The organism is Paramagnetospirillum sp., assembly GCF_058402745.1.
On record NZ_JBZVFI010000018.1, the window covers coordinates 338980 to 361835 of the forward strand.

Sequence of the window (22856 nt, forward strand, 5' to 3'; positions counted from 1 at the left end):
ATCCATACAAAAGTAGACTGAATCACTCCCTGCCGAAAGTCGGAATGAATAGGCCGTTCCGGCTGCCTTTTCCCCTCGACAAGAATTCGGAGAGATCGGACACTTCGCCGAGATCGGCGATACTGAAGGATGGGCGTGGGATGGCCAGGATCATCGGTCCCGAGGGCTCAACCGATTGTTCCTGGACATTGCGGCGCCTTCCGGGGCGCGCGGCCCTGGCGCTGGGCGCCCTTTTGCTGCTGGCCTCGGCCACGGCCAATGCCCAGCCGAGGCCGAAGGACGCCTTGCAGGAGGCCCGGCAGGCCATCGCCCAGGGCGAATTCGAACGCGCCTTCGACATCGCCCGGCAGGTTCAGGAATCCCTGCCGCCCAATTCGCCCATGGAGCGCCGGGCCGGACCCGTCGCCCTGTCCGTCATGGCCAGCGCCCTGGCGGCGCGGGGCCGCGCCGTGGAAGCCGAGGCGCTGTTGCGCCGGGCCGGCGATTCCCTGGCGGCCCGTTTGGGCGACAGCGCCGGACCGGTGATGCGAATCCGCGCCGACGACGGCACCTTGCTGCGCCGCATGGGACGGATCGCCGAAGCGCGGGAGATTCTGGGCCGGGTGCCGTTGACCGGCGACGAGGAAGGCGCCACCCGCCACGGGCTGCGCGCCAGGCTGCAGCTGGCCGATCTGTCGCGAATGGTGGGCGACCGCAAGGGCGCAACGGCCATGATCGAGCAGGTTCTGGCCGCCGCCGGCACGGATCCGGCACTGGACGGACCCCGGGCGGGGGCCGCCGCCATGCTGGCCAGGGTGCTGTCGGAAGAAGGCAGGATCACGGAGGCCTATGAACTGGCCCGCCGCTCCCTGGCGGCGCGCGAGCAGCAATTCGGTGCTCAGGGAATGCTGACCATCGTGACCCGGGCTCAGGCCGGAGCCCTGGCCCTGCGCTTGGAACGCAAGGACGATGCCGAGCCCCTGCTTTCCACCGCCCTGGCCGATGCCGAGAAGGTGTTCGGCTCCAACAGCGACTATTTCGCCACCATCGCCCAGGATCTCGCCGATCTGCGCGAGCAGCAGCGGCAGTTCGAGACGGCGGCGGTGCTGCACGGGCGCGCCGCCGCCGCCGCCCATTCCTCCGGCTCGGATCTGCAGGCAGCCAATGCCGACCGGCGGGCGGCGCTGTATTTCCAGCGCCGCAATCAGCCTGACAAATCCCTGCCCTATTTCCGCGGCGCCATCACCCGGCTGGAACGGATCTTTTCCGGCGCCCGCTCGCTGGACGAGGGTTCACGCCAAGGCCTGACCGACCGGTTCTCGGGGCTTTACACGGATTTGCTGGGCGTGCTGGCCAGCCTCCACGCCGCCAATCCGTCGGGCGGCCATGACCGCGAGGCCCTGGCCGTTTCCAGCCAGGCGCAGAGCCGTATCTTCACCGACCTGATGCGTCAGGCCGATGTGCGGCGCTTTTCCTCCGACCCGCGTTTCCTGGACGGGAAAGAGCGCCTGGAACAGGCCCGGCAGCATCTGGCGCATTTGCGCGAAAGCAATGCGCTGGCCGGACTGGACGGCGGCGAGGCCGACATTCCCCAAGCCGCCGCCGCCGAGCTGCAGGCGGCCGGGGCGGAGGCCAAGGCGGCCGAGGACCACATGTGGCGGGATTTTCCCCGTTTCATGGAACTGGTCCAGCCCCGCCCGGTCACCGTCGACGACCTGCAGCAGCGGCTGCTGCGGCCCGGCGAGGCCCTGATTTCCACCGCCACCTTGGCCGACGTCACCCTGGTGTTCGCCGTCACCCGCGACTCCTTCCGCATGGTGGCGGCCCCGCTGGGGCGAAAGGAGGTGGACGCCTCGGTCCTGGCCCTCCGATCCGCCATCGAGACCGCGTCCGAGGGAACCAGGGAGGCCTTCGCCGCCTTCGACCCGGCCCTGTCCCACACCTTGTACCGGACGCTGGTGGCGCCGGTGGAGGCGCTCCTGGCTGGGACGTCGCAGGTCTTCGTGGTCACCGACCATTCGCTGCAGACCCTTCCCTTCGAATTGCTGGTGACCCAGTGGGGCGAGGCGGAGAACAAGGCGTTCCAGGCCGCCCGCGCCGCCGGCCCTTTCCTGGCGGAATACGCCACCATTCCCTGGCTGGCCAACCGCTACCGCTTCGCCTATCTGCCCAGCCTGGCCGCCCTGGCCTCGGAACGGCTTTACGCCCGCAGCCCGGGCAATGCCTCGGGCCTGGTATCCTTCGCCGATCCGGTTTTCGCCCCTGCCGGGGGTTCCACCGCGCTGCCGCGCCTGCCCGAGACCGCCGCCGAAGCCCGCGCCATCGCCCAGGCCCTGGGCGGCGACGCCCGCCTGTACCTGCGCGCCGAAGCCAGTGAACACGCGGTCAAGCGCACCCGGCTGGACAAGACCCGCTACCTGCACTTCGCCACCCACGGCCTGCTGTCCGGCGAGTTCCTGGCCCTGGGCGGCGATGACGCCGCCACCGCCCACCCCCAGCCGGCCCTGGCGCTCACCATGGTGGGCGAGCTCAACGGCGAGGACGGTCTGCTCACCATGCGCGAGGTGATCGAGGAGCTGAAGCTGGACAGCGATCTGGTGGTGCTGTCCGCCTGCAACACCGCCGGCGAGCCCGGCCGGGCCGGAACCGGCGAAGGCTTCGCCGGATTGACCCGGGCGTTCATGTTCGCCGGAGCCCACGGCCTGGTGGTCAGTCACTGGAGCGTGGAAAGCACCTCGGCCCACGACCTGATCACCACCACCTTCCGCCGCATCGCCGAGGGCGACCGGCCCCTGGCGGCGCTGGAAACGGCGCGCCACGCCCTGCGCAGCCAGACGGCTCCGGGGTCGCGGCCCTTCGTGCCGGCCCATCCGTTCTTCTGGGCGCCCTTCGTGTATGTGGGCAGCTAGCAGACCCGCAGAACGCCGGCGAAAAACCGCGCCAGACCCCGGTAATCGTCGAGCGGCAGGATTTCGGCCACGTACTGGTCCGGCCTGACGACGATCAGACAGCCCTTGTCCCGGTCGATTCCCCGCATGTCGTAGATGTGCCGGCCGCTCTTGAAATCGGGGCAGAACACCTTCTCGTAATCCTTCAAACCGTATCGCCCCTTGGCCGGAACCAGCAGGGGATGGAGGGTTTCGAGCCGCATGTCGCGGTGGGGCGTCTGAAACACCGCCCGCAGGTCGATGATGGATTCCACGTCGCCGCCCGGAGGCGTATGGCGGCGCAGCGGCGAGCCGGGATCGCCGTCCAGGAATTCGCACAGGGCGCGGATGCCGCAATCGGATTCCATGGGCGCTGCCCTTCCGGCGAAGGCGAAGACCCGCCAGCGGCCGTCGGCTTCGATACAATGGCCCAATTGCATGGGCTTGGCGTCGGCCAGCCGGATGACCGGGGCGGAGTGAAAGCGCATGCCGAGCACCTGGCCCCTGGCCAGATGCTGGTGCGCGCCGTCGCCCACCAGGACGGAAGGCTTGTAATGGGTCGCCGTTCCGGCTGTGAAACGACCGAATTGGGTGAAGTAGCGCTGAAACTCCGCCGGATCGACGCCATCGGGATTATCCGCCGATTTCGGCTTGGCGCTGAACATCCGGGCCAGTTCGCGGTCGAAGTCGATGAGCTGTCCGGCGATGTCCTGGCGCTCGGCCGAATAGGTGAGCAGCAATTGGGCATCGGCCCGCCCGTCGAGCACGTGAGCCAGTTTCCAACCCAGGTTCCAGGTATCGTTGACCGAGGTGTTGAGACCCTGGCCCGCCTTGGGGCTGTGGGTATGGCAGGCGTCGCCGGCCAGGAACACGCGGGGCGCCCGGCCGGGCTCGGCATCGTCGAAGGCGGTGGTCAGACGCTGGCCGATCTCGTAGACGCTCCACCAGGCCACTTCCTTCACGTCGATGGCATAGGGCCGCATGATGCGCCTAGCGGCGGCGACCAGATAGTCCGAGGTGACGCTGTCGCGGGAAATCCGCTGGTTTTCCTTCAGCTTGTCCAGCTCGATATAGAGCCGCACCATGTACCCGCCTTCCCGGGGGATCACCAGCATGTTGCCTTCGTTGCCGGAATGAATCACCGCCTTCAGCCGGATATCGGGAAAGTCGGTCACCGCCAGCACGTCCATCACGCCCCAGGCCTGATTGAGCGCGTCGCCCACCAGTTCGCGGCCGATGGCCTGGCGCACCGTGCTGCGCGCCCCGTCGCAGCCCACCACATAACGGGCCCTGACCGTTTCCAGGGTCTTGGAGGTCTGGGAATGGGTCACCGCCCGCTCGAAGGTCAGGGTCACCGGGTAGTCGGCCGCGCTCCGGTCCACCTCCAGCCCGATCAGCCGGCGCGAGTAGAAAGGCTCGATTCGGGCCGGACTCTGACGCATGACGTCGAGGAACATGTCGTGGATGCGCGCCTGATTGATGATCACGTGCGGCATTTCCGACAGGTCGTCCTCCACGTCCTGGATGCGGTCGCTGCGCATGATCTCGTGGGGGGCGTCGGGATCGGGCTTCCAGAAGGTGACCTCGTTGACGCCGTAGGCTTCCTGGATGACCTGGTCGGCGAAGCCGTAGGCCTGGAACATCTCCAGCGTCCGGCACGCCATGCCGTCGGCCTGGCCCACCAGCAGCCGGTCGTCCTTCAGATCGGCGATACAGGTCCTGATTCCGGCGAACTTGGACAGCAGGGCCGCCAGATTGAGCCCGGCCGGGCCGCAGCCGACGATCATCACGTCCACCTCGGCGGGCAGGGGACGCTTGATGGGCGGCGGCACCACCCTATCCTGGGGATCGGCGAAGCGGGGGTCGCCGGGATGAAATCCATCCAGATGGAACTGCATGCGCGCCTCCCTCGATCGGTGCCAGTGAAGCACAGTTGATCTCCGCGGACCAGGGTCCGGGGCACAAATCCCTTTGCCCATTTCCACCGGACCCGCCAAAAAGGGCGTCGGAAACCGTGACTGTCTTTCCTTACCGGAGTGCCTGATGGATCATTGGCGGCTGATACCGGATTTCGGCAACCTGACCGGCTTCGCCCAGGTCCTGTTCGCCGTCATCGTCCTCGTCCTGGCCGGCAAGGCCATGGTGCGCGACCGTCACGGCGTGGCGGTGCAGTTCATCGCCGGCTGGGGGGCCTATGCCGTCCTGATGACCCTGTGGGGGATCGTCACCGCCGCCTCGTTGCGTCTGCCCGCCACCGCCTTCCTGCTGGTTTCGCTGGCGGGCTTGGTGACGGCCCTGCGGGGAAAGGGCGGCAAGGCCGATCTGGCCGAGGCCGGGCGCATGGCCCTGGTCGCCGCCCCCCTGCTGTGGGTGATGGCCGACATCCTGCCCTCGCAATCGGACAACCTGGCGGTGATGTTGCCCAACACCGCCTATATCTTCGATTGGGGGCATTTCCCCACCCAGGACGGGCCGCCCGTCTATACCGACGTGCCGGTGGCGCCCTACAATTTCCACCTGCTGTCCTTTCTCGGCTCGCTGGCCGGCAACGTCTACGCCCCCAACTCGCCGTCCCTGGTCACCGTCTTCCTGCATCTGGCCGCTGGCCTGCTGTTCGCCACCGCCCTGGCGGACGGCAGACGTCCCGGCCTGGCGCTCGCCGCCCTCGGCCTGGGTCTGGCCACCGCCCTCAATCCCGGCTTCGTTCCCCGGGTCAGCCTGGCCGGCTATGGCGAGGCGCCCCTGGCCATCACGCTGCTGTTCTCGGTGTGGCTGGCCCTTTCCGTCATGGACGATCTGGCCGAGGGCCGCCGCCCCGATCTGCTGCCCCTGATCCTGGCCCAGATCACCCTGATTCTCATCAAGCAGCAGGGAATCGGGCTGTTCACCGCCCATCTGGGCGCCATCGTGCTGGTCGGCGCCCTGGATCGCCGCATCGGGTGGCGGCGCGCCGCCGTCACCCTGGGCGGGGCCGCCCTGCCCGCCATCGCCCTGTATCTGGGCTGGCGGCTGTACGTGGGCAGCGCCTTTCCCGCCGGCGAGCTGCGCGCCATGCCCCTGTCCCAATGGCAATGGCATCTGCTGCCCGAGATTTTCCGCGACGTGGGCCGGGTCATCCTCCGCCACGCCCCCTATTTCGTGTTCCTGGGACTGGCGGCGCTTCTTCTCGTCCGGCGGCCCGGCTGGCTGGGCGTGCGGAGCCGCCGCGCCCTGGGGATCACCCTGGCGGCCGCCCTGTTCTACAATGGCTTCCTGATGCTGACCTTCGTCGGCCACTTCAAGGGCGAGCACTCGTTCTTCCGCTACAACACCCATCAATCCATGATGCTGGTCCTGGCCCTGGCCCTGGCCGCCCGCGACCTGTGGACGCGCTTCGGGGTGTCCGATTCCGTGGAGCGGCGCGCCGGCCGGGCCGCCCTGGCGGTGATGCTGGCCGCCCCCCTGGTCACGGCGCCGCTGCTGCGCTTCGACCGCGACATGCCGCAGCCTCTGCTCCATGGCCTGGCCGACCGGATCGGGGCCGAGATCAGGCCCACCGACCGGCTGGCCCTGTTGCTGCCGGGCGACAACAATTCGGTGCGCGACGCGCTCAGCTCGCTGCTGCGCTTCGCCCCCGAGCGCCGGCCCCTGCTGGACATCCGGGCCTGGTATTCGTCGGATCGGGCCGCCCTGGACGAAGCCGCCCGGGCGGGCTACCGGGTCGCGGCGCTGTCATGCACCGACGGCAACACGCTCGGCCTGCCGGCCAAGGCGGCGGCCCTGCTGGTTCTGGGCGAGAACGGCTGGACCGCCGCCAGGGTCTGGCCCTATCCGCCGCCGCCCAGGCGGACCTGGTGGAACTGGACCGCCTTCATCGCGTCGGAGCCGTTCTGCCTGAAGTAGGGCAGAATCAAGCGCCGCAGCACTTCTTGAACTTCTTGCCCGATCCGCAGGGGCAGGGATCGTTGCGGCCGGCCTTGACCGCGACGCGGCGCTGCTCCACCGGCGCGCCGCCGATGCGGCCCGAGACGTAATACCAGCGGCCGTCCTCGCGGCGGAAGGTGGAGAGCTCGCGATGGGCCTCGTTCTTGCCGTCCATGCGGAAACGGGCGGTGAAATCCACCGTTCCCTCGTCGTCTCCGTCCCCACCGCCGCTGGTGCCGTGAATGGTCAGGCCCAGCCACTGGGACGACCTGGCCCACTTCTCGGTGTCGCCGCGGTGGAAATCGCCGCGCTCGTCGGGGGCCAGGGTATCGTGCAGGTAGTCGATGGCCGCCACCGTGAAGGCGGCATAGCGCGAGCGCATCAGCGCCTCGGGCGTCGGCGGCAGGGCCTTGCCCAGGATGAAGGGTTCGCAGCAGGAATCGTAGGACTGGCCGGAGCCGCAGGGACAGGAGGTCATGCTTCACTCGATCGGATGAATAGGGCGGGAATGGCCGGAAGAATGGCTGGCGTCAGGCCGGGGCGCAACACTTCTTGTACTTGCGCCCCGAACCGCAGGGACAAGGATCGTTGCGGCCGGCCCTGACGGCGGCCCGCGCCGGCTCGGACACGCCGGGTGGAGCCACCATGCGGCCGTTGACGTAGTACCAGCGGCCGTCCTCCCGCCGGAAGGCGGAAATCTCCCTGTAGGTCTGGGTACGGCCCTCCATGGTGAAGCGTACGCTGAATTCGATCACACCGGTGGAATCGCCGCCCCCGCCCCCTTCGACGGAGTGGATGTCCAGCCCCAGCCATTTGGCGGAATTGGCCCATTTCTCGATCATCGGGCGATTGACGTTGTGCCGCTCCTCGGGAGCGCGCCCGTCGCAGATGTAATCGATGGCCTTCACCGTATAGGCGCTGTAGCGCGAGCGCATCAGCGCCTCGGCGGTGGGCGGCAGGACCCTGCCCAGAATGAAGGGCTCGCAGCATTCGGCGAAAGCCGCACCCGATCCGCAGGGACAGACGGCCATTCAGAACTCGATCAGGTTGGAGAATGTGAAGATGCCGATGACGGCGGCCAGATAGAAGGCCCCACCCACCCCCAGCATGAACAGCACATTGCCGGCGGTGCGCAGCGGGTGCATGTGGCGGTCGCGGTTGATCCGGTCCATGGACCGGCGCTCGAAGCCGCCGACGATGGTGACGAAATGGCGCCCGCCGAAGAACGGGAAGGTGATGCGGATGTTGATGGGATGCTTGCGCCAGCTGATGGGCTTGGCGGCATTCCACAGGGCGGCCCGCTGCTCGGCGGTGAAGGATTCGACGACGTCGTCGGGCAGATTGGCCAGCAACGCGTCAAGCGATGCGTTCTCTTCGGTGTTCGCCATCCCTCGTCTCCCCCGGATTCTTCCGTGCCGCCCACCTATACTACAAAGGCGGGCGGCGTCTTCATAGAGGGGAGATCAAGGAGTCCTTCAGCCCCTCGAGCGCCGGGCGCGGGCTGATAGCCCGCTTGGCTTCCGCGGCATAAGCCGCGCGGCCCCTTGGGCCTGGCCAAATCTCGGCAAGCAGGGGCTCGTCGAGATTTGGCCTACACCGTGTCCAGATCCTCGACCGACCGGTCGGGATTGCGCGACAGGCGGGCCAGGATGTCGTCCAGCTGTTCCAGCGACCCGTAGGAGACGGTCAGTTCGCCACCCTTGCCCAGCGAGCGGATCGCCACCTTGCACCCCAGCTGGGCGGTGAGGTCGCGTTCCAGCGCCGCGATGTCGGGGTCCTTGGCCGCGCCGGCCGGGCGGCCGCCATTGGTCGGCTTGGCCTTGCCCTCGTCGTTGACCAGCTTCTCCGTCTGCCGCACGTTCAGCGCCCGGGCCACCACGTCCCGGGCCAGCCGCAGCGGATCGGCCGCGGTCAGCAGGGCGCGGGCGTGCCCCGCCGTCAGTTCGCCCTTTTCCAGCATGGTCTTGACCGGATCGGGAAGCGCCAGCAGGCGGATCATGTTGGCCACGTGCGAGCGCGACTTGCCCACCGCCTTGGCCAGTTCCTCCTGGGTGTGGGAGAACTCGTCCATCAGGCGGCGATAGCCGTCGGCCTCCTCCAGCGGCGACAGGTCCTGGCGCTGCAGGTTCTCGACCAGCGCGACCTCCAGGGCCTCGCGGTCCGAGAGTTCGCGGACGATGACCGGAACCTCGTGCAGCTTGGCCCCTTGCGCCGCCCGCCAGCGCCGTTCGCCGGCGATGATCTCGAAGCGGGCCGGATTGCCCGGCAGCGGGCGCACCAGCAGCGGCTGCAGGATGCCCTTTTCCCGCACCGATTCCACCAGATCGGCGATGCGGTCCTCGTCGAAGGTGCGGCGCGGCTGGAACTTGCCCGGCTGGAGATGCTCCAGCGGCATGGTCCGGAGGCCCTTGATGGCCGCCTGGCCTTCCGGCCCGGCGGCGGCGGCGCTGGTCACCGCCTGGATGGCCGAGGCGGCGTGATCGCCCAACAGGGCGGACAGGCCGCGCCCCAGGCCCTTCTTCTTTTCGTCAGCCAATTTAAACCTCTTGGTTTGCCCTCAGTCGCCGGGCGCTTCGCTAGGCTCTCGCGGCATAAGCCGCGGCGCGCATTCGCGCTTGCCTCCTCGCCCCCGGCCCGTCGGAATTAGGCCCTCAATTGCCGTTCGCGTTTGAGCACTTCCGAAGCCAGATTGATATAGGCCTCGGCCCCCGTGCACTTCATGTCGTAGAGCAATACCGGCTTGCCGTGGCTGGGAGCCTCGGACACCCGGACGTTGCGCGGAATCACCGTCTTGTAGACCTTGTCGCCGAAATACTCGCGCACGTCGGCGGCCACCTGATCCGACAGGTTGTTGCGCTTGTCGAACATGGTGAGGATGATGCCCTGCAGTTCCAGGCCGGGATTGAAGGCCTGGCGCACCCGCTCGATGGTCTTGATCAGATGGCTGACGCCTTCCAGCGCGAAGAACTCGCATTGCAGCGGCACCATCACCGCATCGGCCGCCACCAGGGCGTTCAGCGTCAGGAGATTGAGCGACGGCGGGCAGTCGATCAGCACGTAGTCATAGGCGGAAAGCGACCCGGCCAGGGATTCCTTCAGCCGGTTCTCGCGGCGCTCGAACTCCACCAGCTCGATCTCGGCGCCCGACAGGTCGACGCCCGACGGCACCAGGGAGAGCCCCGGGATGGAGGTTTCGATCACCGCATCGGCCAGGGCCGCCTCGCCGATCAGCACATGATAGGAATTGACGTCGCGGGCCGAACGGTCGATGCCCAGCCCGGTGCTGGCATTGCCCTGGGGGTCGAGATCGATGATCAGCACCGTCTTTTTGGTCGCCGCCATGGCGGTGGCCAGATTGATGGCGGTGGTGGTCTTGCCCACGCCGCCCTTCTGGTTGGCGACGGCGATGACGCGGGCGCTGCTACGGCTGGGCTCGGCCACGGGATACCTCACGCAGATGAAGGACAAGACCGCCGGGATCGGTGAGCGAAGGCACCCGGCTCGCCGTGATATTCCATTCTTTCGCACTTGCGGTCAATTCGTCTTCCGCCCCCCTACCCTTCAGGAAGAGACATTCTCCCCCCGGGGCGAGATGGGGAAAGGCCCAACCCAGCAGGCGGTCCAGCGGCGCCAGGGCGCGGGCCGTCACCACGTCGGCGGAAAGCGACGGCACCTGCTCGATGCGCCTGTTGACCACGGTGACCGGCGTTTCGGTGACCCGGGCCACCTCGCGCAGGAAGGCGCATTTGCGGGCATCGCTTTCCACCAGATGCACGTCGGGCGCCCCCATCACCGCCAGCACCAGTCCGGGAAAGCCGGCGCCGCTGCCCAAATCCACCAGGCGCCCGGCCTCGGGCCGGATCAGGGGGAACAGCTGCGCGGAATCGAGGAAATGCCGCGACCACAAATCGGGCAGCGTGTCGGGGCCCACCAGATTGATGCGGGCCTGCCACTTGACCAGCAGGTCGGCATAGAGGCGCAGACGGTCGAGTGTTTCACGTGAAACACCAGATTTTGTCATGAACGTTTCGGGACTCATCAAGCGAGTCTCCATCCTGTGGTTTGTTTCACGTGAAACACAAAATCTAGGAGGCCCTTTTCACAAATCCCAGCAATGCCGTCACCGCCGCCGGGGTGATGCCGGGAATGCGGGAAGCCGCCGCCAGGGTGGCGGGCCGGGCTGCCTTGAACTTCTGGCGCACCTCGTTGGACAGCGAGCCGATGGCGTCGTAATCCAGATCGGCCGGCAGGACCAGACCCTCCTCGCGGCGATAGGCGCGGATGTCGGCCTCCTGGCGGTCGAGATAGCCGGCATACTTGCCCTCGATCTCCAGCTGCTCCGCCACCGCTCCCGACAGCTCGCCCAGCTCGGGCCACACCTGGGCGAGCCGGGCCAGATGGAGATCGGGATAGGCCAGCAGGTCCCAGGCCGAGCGCACCACCCCATCCCGGTTGATCTCCAGCCCGTGCCGGCGCAGCATGTCGGGGGAACCCTTCAGGGTGTGCAGCATCTGCCGCCCCCGCTCCAGCCCCGCCGACTTGACCATGAAGGCGGCCCAGCGCTCCGACCCGACGCACCCCGCCTCGCGCCCCCTGGGGGTCAGGCGGAGATCGGCATTGTCGGCCCTGAGCAGCAGCCGGTACTCGGCCCGCGAGGTGAACATGCGATAGGGCTCGCTGGTGCCCAGGCTGACCAGATCGTCGACCATCACCCCCAGATAGGCGTCGGCCCGGTCGAGAACCAGCGGCGCCGACCCGCCCAACTGGCGTGCCGCGTTGAGCCCGGCCAGCAGGCCCTGGCCCCCCGCCTCCTCGTAGCCGGTGGTGCCGTTGATCTGGCCGGCCAGGAACAGCCCGGCCACGGCGCGGGTCTCCAGCGAGCGATGCAGCGCCCGGGGATCGACGAAATCGTATTCGATGGCATAGCCGGGGCGAATCACCCGGCACCGTTCCAGGCCGGGGATGGTGGCGATCATGGCCAGTTGCACATCCTCGGGCAGCGAGGTGGAGATGCCGTTGGGATAGACGGTGTCGTCGTCGAGACCCTCGGGCTCCAGGAAGATCTGATGGCGCTCGCGGTCGGCGAAGCGCACCACCTTGTCCTCGATGCTGGGGCAATAGCGCGGACCGGTGCTCTGGATCTGGCCGGAATACATGGGCGCCCGCCCGAGGTTGGCGCGGATGATGGCGTGGGTTGCGGGCGTGGTGGCGGTGATGCCGCAGGCCACCTGCGGCGTGGTGATGCGCTCCGTCAGGTACGAGAACGGCACCGGCGGGTCGTCCCCCTCCTGACGGTCGAGCGAGTCCCAATCGATGGTCCGCCCGTCGAGCCGGGCCGGCGTGCCGGTCTTCAGCCGGCCCAGCGGCAGACCCGCCCGCTCCAGCGCCAGGGACAGGCCCAGCGACGGGGCGTCGCCCACCCTTCCCGCCGGCCAGGTCTTCTCCCCCAGATGGATCAGGCCACGCAGGAAGGTGCCGGTGGTGATCACCACCGCGCCGCAGGAAAGCGTCGTGCCGTCGGCCAGCACCACGCCCCGTACCCGGCCATCCTCGATGATCAGGTCCTCGGCCGAGCCTTCCCGCAGGGTCAGGTTCGCCGTCTCGTCGAGCAGAGCGCGCATGGCCAGGCGATAGAGCTTGCGGTCGGCCTGGGCGCGCGGCCCCTGCACCGCCGGTCCCTTGCTGCGGTTGAGGATGCGGAACTGGATGCCGGCGCGGTCGATGGCGCGGCCCATCAGCCCGTCCATTGCATCGATCTCGCGTACCAGCTGGCCCTTGGCCAGACCGCCGATGGCCGGGTTGCAGCTCATCTCGCCGATGGTCGCCAGACGCTGGGTGAGCAGCACGGTGCGTGCCCCGAAGCGCGCGGCGGCGCCCGCCGCCTCGCACCCGGCATGGCCCGCCCCGATCACCACCACATCGCAAGAACTTGTTTGTTTCACGTGAAACACACCATATCTAGGGGGACTCACTTCCCGATGCAGAACTCGTGGAAGATCACGTCCAAAATCTCGTCCACATCCACCCGCCCGGTGATCCGTCCCAGCGAACGGGCCGCGAGACGAAGGTCCTCGGCGGCCATCTCCACCCCCAAGGCGGGATCGAAGCGCGACAAGGCCGACACCGCCTCGGCCACCGCCACACGGTGACGCTCGCGGGTCAACACCGGGGCCGAGCCCACGGCGAAGCGGCTCTCCACCACCTGGGCCAGGGCGGCAACCAGATCATCCACGCCCTCGCCCCCCTTGGCCGACAGGGCCAGGACCGGACGGCCATGGATACCGGACGGAACTTCGCCCACCATCAGGTCGCGCTTGTTGAGCACCACCAGGGTGGCGTCGTCTATCATTTCCAGCGTGGCGGCGTCCAGATCGGGATAGAGCGATCCGTCGAAGACGCAGAGCCGAAAATCGGCATGGGCGGCGCGGGCCTCGGCCCGGCGCACCCCCTCGCTCTCGATTTCGCAGGCACTGTCCCTCAGGCCGGCGGTGTCGGCGACGATCACCGGCCAGCCCGCCAGATCCAGATGTACCTCGATCACATCCCGGGTGGTGCCGGCCTGGGACGAGACGATGGCGGCCTCCCGCCCGGCCAGCCGGTTCAGCAGGCTGGACTTGCCGGCATTGGGAGCGCCCAGGATGGCGATGTGGATACCGTCGCGAAGACGCTCGCCGCTCCGGCGCTCGTCCAGATGGCCCGCCATCTCGGCCCGCAATGCCCGAACCTCTTCCACCGACTGCTCTGCCAGGGTGTCGGGGATGTCCTCGTCGGCGAAGTCGATCACCGCTTCCAGATGGGCCATGGCGCGGATCAGGCCCATGCGCCATTCCTCCACCAGCCCGGCCAGACCACCGTCCAGCTGCCGCAGCGCCTGGCGCCGCTGAGCCGCCGTCTCGGCGTCCACCAGGTCGGCGATGGCCTCGGCGCGGGTGAGGTCGAGCTTGCCGTTGAGGAAGGCCCGGCGCGAGAACTCTCCCGGCTCGGCGGGGCGCAGGCCCAGTTCCCCCAGCCGCTGGGTGAGCGCCGCGGCCACCGCCCTTCCGCCATGCAGGTGCAGTTCGGCCACGTCCTCGCCGGTGAAGGACTGGGGGGCGGGAAACCACAGGACCAGACCATCGTCGATGGCCTCGCCGCCCGCATCGCGGACGCGGGCGCGCACCGCCTTGCGGGGCTCGGGCAGACTCTTGCCGGTCAGGGCCTGGAGCGCGTCGCCCGTCCCCTCGCCCGACAGCCGCCACACCGCCACGCCGGCGCGCCCCGCGGCGCTGGCAAGGGCGTAGATGGTGTCGGACATGGCCGGGCGGTCAGGGCGTGGGGGCGAGCATCAGACGCTCGACCCGGCCGCCCTTGACCACATGGGTGTCGAGGATCTCGTCGATGTCGGCGATGGTGTTGAAGCTGTACCAGATGCCCTCGGGATAGATCACCATCACCGGCCCCTGGCCGCAGCGGTCGAGGCAGCCGGCCGAGTTGATGCGCACGTCCTTGAGGCCGAGCTTCTTCTGCGCGCTCTTCATGTGCTCGCGCAAGTCCTCCGACCCCTTCTGGGCGCAGGAGCCCCGCTTGTTGTCGTCGGGCCGGCGGTTGGTGCAGATGAAGACGTGGACCCGGAAAAAGTCGGGGGGATCGCTGGGCAGACGGCTCACTTCTACTTCTCCTTGGGTCGCTGGCCGCCAGTGGAGAACTGGGACCAGAACATCTTCTGCAATTGCTCCATGCCCTGGACGCCGGCGGGCAGCCAGACCTTCAGCATGGTCTCCGGCTCCATGGCGTGCAGGCTGGCGGCCATCTGGTCCTGAATCTGCTTCATCAGGGCTTCCTGCATGGGCTTGACGTCGGGCAGGCCCAGGAAGGTCCGCGCCTCCTCCGGCGTACAGTCCACATCCACGGTAATCTTCATGTCGTCCTCGTCTTGCGCTCGGCCCCCATCCACCCAAACTAAGCATTAGCCTTTCCAGACGCAATGTCCCGCCGTTCAAGGATCACGGAATGTCCCACAATCGACTGGCCGCCGAGACCAGCCCCTACCTGCTGCAGCACGCCCACAATCCCGTCCACTGGTGGGCCTGGGGACCCGATGCCCTGGCCGAGGCCAAGCGCGCCAACAAGCCGATCCTGCTGTCGGTGGGCTATTCCGCCTGCCACTGGTGCCACGTCATGGCCCACGAAAGCTTCGAGGACGAAGGCATCGCCGGGCTGATGAACCAGCTGTTCGTCAACATCAAGGTCGATCGCGAGGAAAGGCCCGACCTGGACGCGCTGTACCAGAACGCGCTGGCCCTGATGGGCCAGCACGGCGGCTGGCCGCTGACCATGTTCCTCACCCCCGATGCCGAGCCGTTCTGGGGCGGCACCTACTTTCCCGCCACGCCGCGTTACGGCCGCGCCGCCTTTCCCGACGTGCTGGAAGGGATCGCCCATACCTTCCACCGCGATCCGGAAAAGATCGGCCACAATGTCGGACGCATCCGGGAGGCGCTGGAAAAGATGGCCCGCTCGCCCGGGCCCATGGGACTGGACATGGAGATCGTCGATCTGGCCGCCAGCCAATGCCTGCGCCTGATCGATTTCGAGGACGGCGGCACGGTGGGCGCGCCGAAATTCCCCCAGCCCGGCCTGTTCCGTTTCCTGTGGCATTCCTATCTGCGCACCGGCAATTCCAGCCTTCGGGATGCGGTGACGGTGACGCTGGATCATATCTGCCAGGGCGGCATCTACGACCACCTGGGCGGCGGCTTCATGCGCTATTCCACCGACGAGACCTGGCTGGTGCCCCATTTCGAGAAGATGCTCTACGACAACGCCCAGCTCGTGTCGCTGCTGACCAAGGCGTGGAAGCACACGGGATCGCCGCTTTACCGCACCCGCGTGTTCGAGACGGTGGGCTGGCTGCTCAGGGACATGAGCGCCGAGGGCGGGGCCTTCGCCGCGGCGCTCGACGCCGACAGCGACGGCGAGGAAGGGCTGTTCTACACCTGGACCTCGGAAGAAATCTCCGCCCTGCTGGACCTGGAAACCGCCTCGGAGTTCTGCCGGCTGTATGGCGTGCAGCCCCATGGCAATTGGGAAGGCCGCAACATCCTTCACCGCAACCATCCCAGGGGCGGCGGAGACGATGGCCCCCTGGCGGCGGCCAAGGCCGCCTTGCTGGCCGAGCGCGACAAGCGGGTGTGGCCGGGCCGCGACGGCAAGGTGCTGGCCGACTGGAACGCCATGATGATCGCCGCCCTGGCCGAGGCGGCGCTGGCCCTCGACCGCCCCGACTGGCTGGCCGCCGCCGAGCATGCCTTCGAGATCCTTGTCCAGAAGATGACCCGTCCCGACGGACGCCCCGCCCATTCGCTGTGCCAGGGCCGCGCCGAGACCGCCGCCGTGCTCGACGATTACGGCTGGCTGATCCTGGCGGCGCTGGCGCTGCACGAGATCACCGCCCGTCCCGATCATCTGGACCGGGCCAAGGCCTGGGCCGGGCAGGTTCACGCCCATCATTGGGACGAGGAGGGCGGCGGCTATTTCCACTCGGCCGACGATGCCGTCGACGTGGTGATCCGCACCAAGCCGAGCTTCGATTCGGCGGTGCCCAGCGGCAACGGCATGATGGCCGAGGCCCTGGCCCGGCTGTGGCTGGTCACCGGCGACGAATACTGGCGCGAGCGCGCCGGCGCGGTGATCGATGCCTTCGCCGCCGCCATTCCCGACCAGATTCCCCACATGACCTCGTTGCTCGAGGCCTTCTCCATCCTGGCCGAGCCGCTGCAGGTGGTGATCGTCGGGCCTTTGGACGACCCGGGCGGCCTGGCCCTGCTGCGGGCCTTCGCCGCCACGCCGCTGCCGCCGGCCTCCCTGCTGCGGGTCGAGGACGGCACGTCCCTGGCCGCCGGGCATCCCGCCCATGGCAAGTCGCTGGTGGAGGGCCGGGCGGCGGCTTATATTTGCCGGGGCTCCACCTGCAAGGCGCCGGTCACCGATCCCGGAGAGCTGGCCGCCCTGCTTCGCGAGAAATAGGACCAAGATGCCGCACCTCGCCTTCAATTCCCCCATCGGGCCGCTGGCCCTGTTCGAGGCCGATGACGCCATCGTCGCCCTGGACTGGGGCTTTCTGCCCGAGAACGACGAGACGCCCCTGCTGCTGAAAGCCCGCGATCAGCTGGAGGAATATTTCGACGGCAAGCGCACCGTCTTCGACCTGCCGCTGGCACCCCACGGCACGGCGTTCCAGCAAAAGGTCTGGGCGGCGCTGTCCCGGATTCCCTTCGGCCAGACCCGAAGCTACGGCCAGCTGGCCGAGGAATTGGGCACCGCGCCGCGCGCGCTGGGCGGCGCCTGCGGCCGCAATCCCATTCCGGTGATCATTCCCTGCCACCGGGTGCTGGGCGCCAATGGCGCCATGGGCGGCTATTCCGGCATCGACGGCATCGAGACCAAGCAATTCCTGCTGCGCCACGAAGGAGTATCCCTCAAGTGAAAACCCACGCCATCCGCATCCACCAGCCCGGCGGTCCCGAGGTCATGGCCTGGGAAGAGGTCGAAATCCCCGCTCCCGGCCCTGGCCAGGTTCTGCTGCGCCAAGCGGCCGTGGGCCTCAACTTCATCGACGTCTATCACCGCACCGGGCTTTATCCCGCCCCCCTGCCCTTCACCCCCGGCCTGGAAGGCGCCGGATTGGTCGAGGCGGTGGGTGATGGCGTCACCGAGTTCAAGCCGGGCGACCGGGTGGCCTACGCCAATCCGCCCCTGGGGGCCTATGCCGAGGCGCGCCTCATGCCCGCCGACCGGCTGGTGAAGCTGCCCGAGTCCATCGACGAGCGCACGGCCGCCGCCATGATGCTGCAGGGCATGACCGCCCAGTATCTGCTGCGCCGCACCTACCGCGTGCAGAAGGGCGACACCATCCTGATTCATGCCGCCGCCGGCGGAGTGGGGCTGATGGTCTGCCAGTGGGCGAGGCACCTGGGGGCCACCGTGATCGGCACGGTGGGCTCGGAGGACAAGGCGGACCTGGCCAGGGCCCATGGCTGCGATCACCCCATCCTCTACAAGTCCGAGGATTTCGTCGCCCGCGTGCGCGAGATCACCGGCGGCGAGGGCGTGCCGGTGGTCTACGATTCCGTGGGCAGGGATACCTTCCTCAAATCCCTCGACTGCCTGCGGCCCCTGGGCATGATGGTGTCGTTCGGCCAAAGCTCGGGCAAGGTCGAGCCCCTGGATACCGGCCTGCTGGCCGCCAAGGGTTCGCTGTTCCTGACCCGGCCCTCGCTGATGGCCTATACCGCCAAGCGCTCGGATCTGGTGGAATCGGCCGGGGAATTGTTCGAGGTGGTGCAGAAAGGCGTGGTCAAGGTGGAGATCAACCAGACCTATGCCCTGAAGGACGCCGCCAAGGCCCATGCCGATCTGGAAGCGCGCCGGACCACCGGCTCCACTCTCCTCTTGCCGTGAAGGCCCTTCCGAAAGGATAGTAGACTCCGGGTTCGGGGTTTCACCCGGGTTGGAGGGAAGGCGTGTCCAAGATCGGCAATACTGTGGTGACGATGGTCAGTCTGGCCTGGATGGCCTGGGCGGGCTGGGACCAGTTCGCCAATCTTCCCGCCGGCACGGTGGAGAACCACTCGTCGGAGACGGTCAAGGAACGGCTGCGCGACTGCTCGGGCACCTTCAAGCAACGCTATGAATGCAAGAACGCCGTGGTCATCGAGACCGATCGCAATTCGTTCTTCAACATGCTGGGCCGTATCGCCATCGTGGTGGTGCCGCCCATGCTGCTGGCCGGCGGCCTGCATCTGTGGCGGCGCCGCTCCGACGACGACGGCCCCTCGGACGATTTGCTGAGCCAGAGCCACCGGCGCCATCACCGGCGGCGGACGTCGGGACATCATTGAGACCAAGAAAAACGCCGGTCCTTCGACCGGCGTTTTTCTCTCCATCGTCATGGCCGGGCTTGACCCGGCCATCCATGGGCCCCCGGGTCAAGCCCGGGGGTGACGGTTTCAATCTGGATGCTACGAATTCATCGCTTCGAAGAAATCGCCGTTGTTCTTCGAGTGCTTGAGCTTGTCCACCAGGAATTCCATGGCATCGACCACGCCCATGGGCATCAGGATGCGGCGCAGCACCCACATCTTGGACAGGATGCCCTTGTCCACCAGCAGCTCTTCCTTGCGGGTGCCCGACTTGGTGATGTCGATGGCCGGGAAGGTGCGCTTGTCGCTGAGCTTGCGGTCCAGGATGATTTCCGAATTGCCGGTGCCCTTGAACTCCTCGAAGATCACCTCGTCCATGCGCGAGCCGGTGTCGATCAGGGCGGTGGCGATGATGGACAGCGAGCCGCCCTCCTCGATGTTGCGGGCCGCGCCGAAGAAGCGCTTGGGGCGCTGGAGCGCGTTGGCGTCCACGCCGCCGGTCAGCACCTTGCCCGAGCTGGGCACCACGGTGTTGTAGGCGCGCGCCAGACGGGTGATGGAATCCAGCAGGATCACCACGTCGCGCTTGTGCTCCACCAGACGCTTGGCCTTCTCCAGCACCATCTCGGTGACCTGGACGTGGCGCGACGCCGGCTCGTCGAAGGTGGACGAGATGACCTCGCCCTTCACCGAGCGGGCCATGTCCGTCACTTCCTCGGGCCGCTCGTCGATCAGCAGCACGATCAGGTAGACCTCGGGGTGATTGAGCGAAATGGCGTGCGCCATGTTCTGCAGCATCACGGTCTTGCCGGTGCGCGGCGGGGCGACGATCAGGGCGCGCTGGCCCTTGCCGATGGGAGCCACCAGATCGATCACGCGGGTGGTGAGATCCTTGCGGGTGGGGTCCTCGATCTCCAGCTTCAGCTTCTCGTCGGGATAAAGCGGGGTGAGGTTGTCGAAGTTGATGCGGTGGCGGACCTTTTCCGGGTCCTCGAAATTGATGTTGTTGACCTTGAGCAGGGCGAAATAGCGCTCGCCGTCCTTGGGCGCCCGGATCTGGCCGTCCACCGTGTCGCCGGTGCGCAGGCCGAAGCGGCGCACCTGGCTGGGGCTGACGTAGATGTCGTCGGGGCCGGGAAGGTAGTTGGCCTCGGGGCTCCTGAGGAAACCGAAGCCGTCCTGCAGGATTTCCAGCACGCCGTCGCCGTAGATGGGCGTGTCGTTGTCGGCCAGCTGCTTCAGGATGGCGAACATCATGTCCTGTTTGCGAAGCGTGCTGGCGTTTTCCACCTCCAGCTCTTCGGCAAAGGCCAGGAGTTCGGCCGGGCTCTTCTTCTTCAGGTCCTGCAGGTGCATGGGAAATATCCGTCGGATGAATGTTCCGCGCGAACGATCGGCCTAAGGTGGGACGGGTCCGACTGTAGAGCGGACCGGCTGCCGATCAGGCACGGATGCTGATGATCCGGCGCGGAAGAAGGATGGTGGGAAACGGGCGTGTTGGCCGCCCTGGAAGATTTGCTAGAGCATTAGCCAAAGCCGGCGGCGCTGTCAAACCTGATTATCAGAACGGCTTCACGATCACCACGATGACGATGACGATCATCAGCAGGGTGGGGACTTCGTTGATGACGCGGTAGAATTTCTCGGATCTGGTATTGCGGTCCTCGGCGAAGGAATCCTTGCAGCGGGCCAGGAAGAAATGGGCGACGGTCATCCCCACCACGCAGGCCAGCTTGAGGTGGAACCAACCCTGGGAGAACAGGCCGCCATCCACCGCCATGATCAGGCCGAGCGTCCAGGCCAGCACCATGGCCGGAGTCATGATCGCCTTGATCAGCCGGCGCTCCATGATCTTGAAGGTTTCCGAGGCCTCCGAGCGCGGCTTGACGCCGGTGTGGTAGACGAACAGGCGCGGCAGATAAAGCAGTCCCGCCATCCACGAGATGATGGCGATGACGTGCACCGCCTTGATCCACAGATAGGCCGATCCGCTCAGCATGCCGGGCAACTCCGCCCAAGATGTTTGCAGGCCTGGCCGGTGAAGGCCTGGGGCCGGTGAACCACGTCGGCCAGTCCGCGGACGAAGGCGGGATGGCAACCCAGCGCCGGCACCCGCACGTAAGCGGGAATGCCCAGGGTATCGGCCTTGTGGCGGTATTCGATGTCCAGTTCCACCAGGGTCTCGGAATGCTCGGAGACGAAGGCCACCGGCACGATCACCACCGGCACGCCATCGCTTCCGGCGCGTTCCAGCTCGGCCTCGGTGCTGGGACCGATCCATTCCATGGGACCGACCCGGCTCTGATAGCAGATGGCCCAGTCGAGATTGTCGATGCCGGTGGCGCGGGCCACCGAAGCGGCGGTCAGCTCAACCTGGGCCTGATAGGGATCACCCTTGGCGATCACCGATTTGGGCAGGCCGTGGGCGGAAAACAGGATGCGCGGCTTGCCGGCCGAAGCGGCCTCGCCGTATCCCGTCCTGGCCAGATCGGCCATGGCCGCCACCAGCCCCGGCTCGGTGGGATAGCAGCAGGCGAGACGGACCGGTGCGACGAGACCCTGCTTCCTCGCCTGGGCGTGCCATTCCTTCAGCGACGACCCGGTGGTGGTGGTGGAGAACTGGGGATAAAGCGGCAGCAGAACCACTTCGTCGGCACCCCATTCCTTGACGGCGGACACCGCCTCATGGGTGAAGGGATGCCAGTAGCGCATGGCGATGAAGCACTTGAAGCCGTCCCCCAGCACATGCTCCAAGGCCCTGGCCTGCGCCTCGGTCTCCGGCACCAGGGGCGACCGCCCGCCCAGCATCTGGTAGATGCCGCGCGCGGTCGGCGCCCGCTTGGCCGAGATGTACTTGGCCAGCAGCCAGCGGATGGGGCCGGGCGCCCCGATGATGGCCGGATCATTGAACAGGTTGAACAGGAACGGCTTCACCGCCTCGAGCGAATCGGGTCCGCCCAGGTTGAACAGAACGACAGCCGTCTTTCTGCCGCCGGCGGTGCTCATCCCTTCCAGCCCTTCACCCGCTCGGCGAGGCGTGCCACGTTGTCCGGCGGCGTCGGCGGAGTGATGCCGTGGCCGAGGTTGAAGATGAACGGTCCCTTGGACAGCGCCCTGAGCACCCGATCGATGCCGGCATCCAGCGCCTCGCCGCCCGCCACCAGCAGGATGGGATCAAGATTGCCCTGCACCGTGCAATGGGGCTGCAATTCGGCCGCCGTCCAGTCCAGCGGCACCGAGGGGTCGAGCGAAACGCCGCTGACCTTGGTCTCGGCCACATAGCGCTTGTAGAGCACGCCGGCTCCGCGCGGAAAGCCGATCACCGGAACGCCCGGCCGCTCGGCGCGGATACGCTCGACCAGGGCGCGGGTCGGGCCGATCACCCATTTGTCGAACATGTCCTCGGGCAGCGCGCCGGCCCAGGTGTCGAAGATCTGGATGGCCTCGGCGCCGTTGTCGATCTGGCGGATGAGATAATCACCGGTGGCCTGGACCAGCAGGTCCATCAGGCGGGCGAACAGCTCCGGCTGGCCGAACATCATGCCCTTGGCCTTGGCGAAGTCCTTGGAGCCGCTGCCCTCGATCATGTAGGTGGCCACCGTCCAGGGCGCGCCGGCGAAGCCGATCAGGGCGGTGGTCTCGGGAATGGCGGAAGACAGCTTCCGGACCGTCTCGTAGACCGGGGCGAGATGGTCGTGCAGGCCCGAGAGGTCGAGACCGCTCAGATCCTCTGCCGAGCGAATGGGCGTCAACACCGGACCTTCGCCTTCCTTGAAGGCAACCTGCTGCCGCAACGCATCGGGGACCACCAGGATGTCGGAGAACAGGATGGCGGCGTCGAAGCCATAGCGCCTGAGCGGCTGCAGGGTGACTTCACAGGCGAGATCGGAATTGTAGCACAGGTCGAGGAAGCTTCCCGCCTCGGCACGGGTGGCGCGGTATTCCGGCAGGTAGCGTCCGGCCTGGCGCATCAGCCAGAACGGCGGAGGGGTGAGGGTCTCGCCGGCGAGGGCGCGGAGGAAGGGCTTGGACGGGCTGGACACGGGCGTTTCCTCGGAGCTGGGGGCCTCGCAGGCTGGGGATGGCTCTCTCTTACAGACTTTAAGGTTTAGAGAAAAGGTTGCTGTGGTCTGTTGATGCCTGTGGA

21 protein-coding genes are annotated in these 22856 nt (G+C 67.4%); 6 read left to right on the forward strand and 15 right to left on the reverse strand.

The genetic code is table 11. The features are described 5' to 3' along the window. The first annotated feature begins 140 nt into the window (after positions 1-140). Complete coding sequence (locus tag ACV4UZ_RS17490; RefSeq protein ID WP_491602066.1) at positions 141-2888, forward strand: CHAT domain-containing protein; 2748 nt, start codon at positions 141-143, stop codon at positions 2886-2888. Here ACV4UZ_RS17490 and ACV4UZ_RS17495 read toward each other — a convergent pair. Next, complete coding sequence (locus ACV4UZ_RS17495) at positions 2885-4804, reverse strand: FAD-binding monooxygenase (protein ID WP_491602067.1); 1920 nt, start codon at positions 4802-4804, stop codon at positions 2885-2887. The two genes, ACV4UZ_RS17490 and ACV4UZ_RS17495, sit on opposite strands and share 4 nt — an antisense overlap. 145 nt (positions 4805-4949) lie before the next feature. Here ACV4UZ_RS17495 and ACV4UZ_RS17500 point away from each other — a divergent pair, with 145 nt between their 5' ends. Beyond that, positions 4950-6788 carry a hypothetical protein gene (locus tag ACV4UZ_RS17500; protein WP_491602068.1) on the forward strand — a complete coding sequence of 613 codons (1839 nt, stop codon included), beginning with the start codon at positions 4950-4952 and terminating at the stop codon, positions 6786-6788. A gap of 7 nt (positions 6789-6795) precedes the next feature. Here ACV4UZ_RS17500 and ACV4UZ_RS17505 read toward each other — a convergent pair whose 3' ends face one another. The 10 genes from ACV4UZ_RS17505 to ACV4UZ_RS17550 all read right to left on the reverse strand — a co-directional run bounded on the left by ACV4UZ_RS17505 (position 6796) and on the right by ACV4UZ_RS17550 (position 14709). Beyond that, positions 6796-7287 carry a YchJ family protein gene (locus ACV4UZ_RS17505; RefSeq protein ID WP_491602069.1) on the reverse strand — a complete coding sequence of 164 codons (492 nt, stop codon included), beginning with the start codon at positions 7285-7287 and terminating at the stop codon, positions 6796-6798. A gap of 52 nt (positions 7288-7339) precedes the next feature. Then, positions 7340-7840, reverse strand: a complete 501-nt coding sequence (locus ACV4UZ_RS17510) for a YchJ family protein (protein WP_491602070.1) — start codon at positions 7838-7840, stop codon at positions 7340-7342. Further along, the gene (locus tag ACV4UZ_RS17515; RefSeq protein ID WP_491602071.1) at positions 7841-8197 is read right to left on the reverse strand and encodes a hypothetical protein; all 357 of its coding nucleotides are present in this window, start codon (positions 8195-8197) and stop codon (positions 7841-7843) included. 203 nt (positions 8198-8400) lie between these two features. Then, positions 8401-9345, reverse strand: a complete 945-nt coding sequence (locus tag ACV4UZ_RS17520; RefSeq protein ID WP_491602072.1) for a ParB/RepB/Spo0J family partition protein — start codon at positions 9343-9345, stop codon at positions 8401-8403. A gap of 107 nt (positions 9346-9452) precedes the next feature. After that, positions 9453-10250 carry a ParA family protein gene (locus ACV4UZ_RS17525; protein WP_491602073.1) on the reverse strand — a complete coding sequence of 266 codons (798 nt, stop codon included), beginning with the start codon at positions 10248-10250 and terminating at the stop codon, positions 9453-9455. Next, entirely contained in the window at positions 10231-10848 is a 618-nt protein-coding gene (gene rsmG / locus ACV4UZ_RS17530; RefSeq protein WP_491602074.1) for a 16S rRNA (guanine(527)-N(7))-methyltransferase RsmG, read from the reverse strand. The genes ACV4UZ_RS17525 and rsmG overlap by 20 nt, the downstream gene beginning before the upstream one ends. Before the next feature lie 46 nt (positions 10849-10894). Then, a complete protein-coding gene (gene mnmG, locus ACV4UZ_RS17535) occupies positions 10895-12727 on the reverse strand; it encodes a tRNA uridine-5-carboxymethylaminomethyl(34) synthesis enzyme MnmG (RefSeq protein WP_491602438.1) in 1833 nt (610 codons plus the stop codon). A gap of 50 nt (positions 12728-12777) precedes the next feature. Then, positions 12778-14103 (reverse strand): tRNA uridine-5-carboxymethylaminomethyl(34) synthesis GTPase MnmE, encoded by a 1326-nt coding sequence (mnmE, locus tag ACV4UZ_RS17540; protein WP_491602075.1) that lies wholly within the window; start codon positions 14101-14103, stop codon positions 12778-12780. A 10-nt stretch (positions 14104-14113) separates the two neighbouring features. Further along, entirely contained in the window at positions 14114-14455 is a 342-nt protein-coding gene (locus ACV4UZ_RS17545; RefSeq protein WP_491602076.1) for a (2Fe-2S) ferredoxin domain-containing protein, read from the reverse strand. Between the two features lie 2 nt (positions 14456-14457). Further along, positions 14458-14709 (reverse strand): DUF6489 family protein, encoded by a 252-nt coding sequence (locus ACV4UZ_RS17550; protein ID WP_491602077.1) that lies wholly within the window; start codon positions 14707-14709, stop codon positions 14458-14460. An 89-nt stretch (positions 14710-14798) separates the two neighbouring features. Between ACV4UZ_RS17550 and ACV4UZ_RS17555 the strand changes: the two genes are divergently transcribed. The 4 genes from ACV4UZ_RS17555 (at position 14799) to ACV4UZ_RS17570 (ending at position 18688) form a co-directional block, all read left to right on the forward strand. Continuing rightward, entirely contained in the window at positions 14799-16814 is a 2016-nt protein-coding gene (locus ACV4UZ_RS17555; RefSeq protein ID WP_491602078.1) for a thioredoxin domain-containing protein, read from the forward strand. A gap of 7 nt (positions 16815-16821) precedes the next feature. Then, complete coding sequence (locus ACV4UZ_RS17560; protein WP_491602079.1) at positions 16822-17274, forward strand: methylated-DNA--[protein]-cysteine S-methyltransferase; 453 nt, start codon at positions 16822-16824, stop codon at positions 17272-17274. Further along, the gene (locus ACV4UZ_RS17565) at positions 17271-18248 is read left to right on the forward strand and encodes a quinone oxidoreductase family protein (protein WP_491602080.1); all 978 of its coding nucleotides are present in this window, start codon (positions 17271-17273) and stop codon (positions 18246-18248) included. The genes ACV4UZ_RS17560 and ACV4UZ_RS17565 overlap by 4 nt, the downstream gene beginning before the upstream one ends. 62 nt (positions 18249-18310) lie before the next feature. After that, complete coding sequence (locus tag ACV4UZ_RS17570; RefSeq protein WP_491602081.1) at positions 18311-18688, forward strand: hypothetical protein; 378 nt, start codon at positions 18311-18313, stop codon at positions 18686-18688. 120 nt (positions 18689-18808) lie between these two features. Here ACV4UZ_RS17570 and rho read toward each other — a convergent pair whose 3' ends face one another. From rho to hemE, 4 genes are all read right to left on the reverse strand, one after another. Further along, positions 18809-20065: a transcription termination factor Rho gene (gene rho, locus ACV4UZ_RS17575; RefSeq protein WP_068430002.1), complete on the reverse strand. Its 1257-nt coding sequence runs from the start codon at positions 20063-20065 to the stop codon at positions 18809-18811. 205 nt (positions 20066-20270) lie between these two features. Then, the gene (hemJ, locus tag ACV4UZ_RS17580; RefSeq protein ID WP_491602082.1) at positions 20271-20708 is read right to left on the reverse strand and encodes a protoporphyrinogen oxidase HemJ; all 438 of its coding nucleotides are present in this window, start codon (positions 20706-20708) and stop codon (positions 20271-20273) included. Continuing rightward, positions 20702-21715 (reverse strand): ferrochelatase, encoded by a 1014-nt coding sequence (gene hemH / locus ACV4UZ_RS17585; RefSeq protein ID WP_491602083.1) that lies wholly within the window; start codon positions 21713-21715, stop codon positions 20702-20704. Before hemH ends, hemJ begins: the two co-directional genes overlap by 7 nt. Further along, positions 21712-22752 (reverse strand): uroporphyrinogen decarboxylase, encoded by a 1041-nt coding sequence (gene hemE, locus ACV4UZ_RS17590; protein ID WP_491602084.1) that lies wholly within the window; start codon positions 22750-22752, stop codon positions 21712-21714. The genes hemH and hemE overlap by 4 nt, the downstream gene beginning before the upstream one ends. Positions 22753-22856 lie beyond the last annotated feature (104 nt).

Excerpts from the sequence above, each read along its gene's own strand:
- ACV4UZ_RS17490 (WP_491602066.1), top strand. The coding sequence starts at position 141 with ATGGCCAGGATCATCGGTCCCGAGGGCTCAACCGATTGTTCCTGGACA.
- ACV4UZ_RS17495 (WP_491602067.1), bottom strand. The coding sequence starts at position 4,804 with ATGCAGTTCCATCTGGATGGATTTCATCCCGGCGACCCCCGCTTCGCC.
- ACV4UZ_RS17500 (WP_491602068.1), top strand. The coding sequence starts at position 4,950 with ATGGATCATTGGCGGCTGATACCGGATTTCGGCAACCTGACCGGCTTC.
- ACV4UZ_RS17505 (WP_491602069.1), bottom strand. The coding sequence starts at position 7,287 with ATGACCTCCTGTCCCTGCGGCTCCGGCCAGTCCTACGATTCCTGCTGC.
- ACV4UZ_RS17510 (WP_491602070.1), bottom strand. The coding sequence starts at position 7,840 with ATGGCCGTCTGTCCCTGCGGATCGGGTGCGGCTTTCGCCGAATGCTGC.
- ACV4UZ_RS17515 (WP_491602071.1), bottom strand. The coding sequence starts at position 8,197 with ATGGCGAACACCGAAGAGAACGCATCGCTTGACGCGTTGCTGGCCAAT.
- rsmG (WP_491602074.1), bottom strand. The coding sequence starts at position 10,848 with ATGAGTCCCGAAACGTTCATGACAAAATCTGGTGTTTCACGTGAAACA.
- mnmE (WP_491602075.1), bottom strand. The coding sequence starts at position 14,103 with ATGTCCGACACCATCTACGCCCTTGCCAGCGCCGCGGGGCGCGCCGGC.
- ACV4UZ_RS17550 (WP_491602077.1), bottom strand. The coding sequence starts at position 14,709 with ATGAAGATTACCGTGGATGTGGACTGTACGCCGGAGGAGGCGCGGACC.
- ACV4UZ_RS17555 (WP_491602078.1), top strand. The coding sequence starts at position 14,799 with ATGTCCCACAATCGACTGGCCGCCGAGACCAGCCCCTACCTGCTGCAG.
- ACV4UZ_RS17560 (WP_491602079.1), top strand. The coding sequence starts at position 16,822 with ATGCCGCACCTCGCCTTCAATTCCCCCATCGGGCCGCTGGCCCTGTTC.
- rho (WP_068430002.1), bottom strand. The coding sequence starts at position 20,065 with ATGCACCTGCAGGACCTGAAGAAGAAGAGCCCGGCCGAACTCCTGGCC.
- hemJ (WP_491602082.1), bottom strand. The coding sequence starts at position 20,708 with ATGCTGAGCGGATCGGCCTATCTGTGGATCAAGGCGGTGCACGTCATC.
- hemH (WP_491602083.1), bottom strand. The coding sequence starts at position 21,715 with ATGAGCACCGCCGGCGGCAGAAAGACGGCTGTCGTTCTGTTCAACCTG.